Genomic DNA, 3,051 nt, shown 5'->3' with positions numbered 1-3,051 from the left:
GTCGTCATCGCCTGGGGCGACCCCGTCCTGCGCGGCGCCCCCGCCTTCGACGGGGCCCGCCAGTCGGCCGCCGCCCAGGCCGGCCAGTTCGGCTACAACAACGACTTCCTCACCCTGCTGCCGCTGCGCGGCGAGCGCGACCGGCAGCTGCTGGTGGCGAACCACGAGTACACCGACGAGCAGATCATGTTCCCCGGGTACGACCCGGAGAACGTCACCCGCGAGCAGGCCGAGATCGGCTGGGCCGCGCACGGCATGTCCGTCGTGGCCGTCGAGGAGGAGGGCCGCAGGGGCGGCAAGGGCGGCGGCAGCCTCCGTGCCGTACCGCGGCATCCGCTGAACCGCCGGATCACCGCCACCACCGAGTTCGAGCTGCGCGGCCCGGCCGCGGGCAGCGACCTGCTGAAGACCTCCGCGGACGCCACCGGCCGGCGGGTGCTCGGCACCCTCAACAACTGCGCCGGCGGCACCACCCCGTGGGGCACGGTGCTCTCCGGCGAGGAGAACTTCAACCAGTACTTCGCCAACGCCGAGGCCGTCACCGATCCCGTCGCCAAGCAGCGCCTCGCCCGCTACGGCTTCGCCGGCGGCGCCTCGCAGCGCAAGTGGGAGCAGTTCGACGACCGCTTCGACGTCGTCAAGGAGCCGCAGGAGTCGCACCGCTTCGGCTGGGTCGTGGAGATCGACCCGTACGACCCGGACTCGACCCCCGTCAAGCACACGGCGCTCGGCCGCTTCAAGCACGAGGGCGCGAACGTCCGGCTGACGCGCGACGGGCGCGCGGTCGCGTACTCCGGTGACGACGAGCGCTTCGACTACCTGTACAAGTTCGTCTCCGACAAGCGCATGATGCGCGGCAACAGCCGCTGGGCGCGCGCCCACAACATGACGCTGCTCGACGAGGGCACGCTGTACGTCGCCAAGCTCTCCGGCGACAGCCCGGCCGGCGAGATCGACGGCAGCGGCACGCTGCCGGCGGACGGCGAGTTCGACGGCGCCGGCGAGTGGATCAAGCTGGCCAGCGGCGACCGCAGCTTCGTCCCCGGCATGACCGCCGAGGAGGTCTACGTCTTCACCCGCCTCGCCGCCGACAAGGCCGGCGCGACGAAGATGGACCGACCGGAGGACGTGGAGCCGAGCCCGAACAGCGGGAAGGTGTACGTCGCGCTGACGAACAACACCAACCGCGGCACCGGCACCAACGCCAAGGCCGACGAGGCCAACCCGCGCAACGCCAACAAGCACGGCCACATCCTGGAGCTGACCGAGAAGCGGAACGACCCGGCGTCGACCCGCTTCGACTGGCGGCTCTTCCTGGTCTGCGGCGACCCGGCGGACCCCTCGACGTACTTCGCGGGCTTCCCGAAGGACAAGGTCAGCCCCATCTCCTGCCCGGACAACGTGACGTTCGACCCGTACGGCAACCTGTGGATCTCCACCGACGGCAACGCGCTGGGCAACCACGACGGCCTGTTCGGCGTGGCGACCACGGGCCGGTACGAGGGCCAGGTCAAGCAGTTCCTCACGATGCCGACGGGCGCGGAGACCTGCGGCCCCGTGGTGCAGGAGGACCGCGTGCTGGTCGCGGTGCAGCACCCGGGCGAGGTCGACGGCGCGACGTACGAGAACCCGGGCTCGGCGTGGCCGGACGGCCCGGGCAGGCCCAACCGCCCGGCGGTCGTCAACGTCTGGCGCAGCGGGGGCGGGCGCATCGGAGCCTGACGCTTCTCACGGACGCGACCCCGACGCACCCTTCGGTCCCGTAGCAGAACCTCCGGTTCGCACGGGCCGGCGGCTCCGCGCGCACGTGTCGGCGTGCCGCGGGGCCGCGGCCCGGGTTCCCCGGTCGAGCATATTAGGTTAGCCTCACCTAAGTTTCATCGACCGAGGGGAATCCGGCCTTGGCCTCCACCGCACCGACCACCCCGCTCTCCCGCCGCGGCCTGCTCGCCGCCGGCGGCGCACTCGGCCTCACCGCACTCCTCGCCGCCTGCGGCAGCGACTCCGCGAACGGCGGCTCGGCCGGCGGCAGCTGGTCCTTCACCGACGACCGCGGCAAGAAGGCGGAGACCGACGGCCGCCCGGAGAAGATCGTCGCCTTCGTCAGCTCCGCCGCCGCGCTCCACGACTACGGCGTGACATGCACCGCGATCTTCGGCCCGAGCGAGCCCGTCGACGGCAAGCCCAACCCGCAGGCGGGCGACCTCGACCTGGCCGAACTGGAGAGCCTGGGCGAGGCGTGGGGCGAGTTCAACGTCGAGAAGTACGCCTCACTCGGCCCGGAGCTGCTGGTCAGCAACATGTTCCCGCCGCCCGACCTGTGGTTCGTACCCCAGGAGAGCCGGAAGAAGATCTTCGCGCTCGCCCCCGCGATCGGCATCAAGGGCGCGCACACGAGCCTGCTGGATCCCCTCAAGCGGTACGAGGAGCTGGCCAAGGCGCTCGGCGGCGACACGACCGGCGCGCGGGTGAAGGCGGACAAGAAGCGCTTCCAGGACGCCGAGGACCGGCTGCGCTCGGTCGCGAAGGCGAAACGCGGCATCAAGGTGCTGGCGATGACCGGCGACCAGGACAACATGTACGTCGCCGTCCCCGGCTCGTACACCGACCTGCACTACTTCCGGGACCTCGGCGTGGACGTCGTGGAGGGCGAGAAGTCCGACGAGTTCGGCTTCTGGGAGTTCCTCAGCTGGGAGAACACCGACAAGTACCACGCCGACCTGATCATGATCGACAACCGCACGCAGGCCATGACGCCCGCGGCCCTCGCCAAGAAGCCCACCTGGACCCGGCTCCCGGCGGTCGAGGCGGGGCAGACGACGCCCTGGTCGATGGAGGAGCGTTACAGCTACCGCGGCTTCGCGCCGGTGCTGGAGCGGCTGGCGGACGCCATCGAGAACGCCGACAGGCTGGGCTGAGGGAGCGGGCATGGCTTTCCCCGACGACGTACGCCCGGACACGGGCATCGGCACCGGCGCGGGCACCGGCCCGGCCGCCCCGACACCCGCGGAGCGGGTGCGCACGATCCTGGCGACAGCGGGGTCGCTGACG

At 71.4% G+C, this 3,051-nt stretch carries 2 protein-coding genes; both read left to right on the top strand.

From position 1 onward, the window contains the following. Positions 1-1,722: PhoX family protein (locus H5J30_RS24350; RefSeq protein ID WP_181789506.1), on the top strand; the 1,722-nt coding region annotated here is incomplete at its 5' end. Positions 1,723-1,901: 179 nt separating this feature from the next. Further along, entirely contained in the window at positions 1,902-2,918 is a 1,017-nt protein-coding gene (locus H5J30_RS24345; protein ID WP_181789505.1) for an ABC transporter substrate-binding protein, read from the top strand. Positions 2,919-3,051: the final 133 nt, after the last annotated feature.

This window comes from Streptomyces phytophilus, from assembly GCF_013870535.1.
In the GTDB taxonomy this organism is placed as follows: Bacteria; Actinomycetota; Actinomycetes; order Streptomycetales; family Streptomycetaceae; genus Streptomyces; species Streptomyces phytophilus.
The sequence above is the reverse complement of the archived record's forward strand: the minus strand, read 5'-3'. Positions and strand labels throughout refer to the sequence as shown.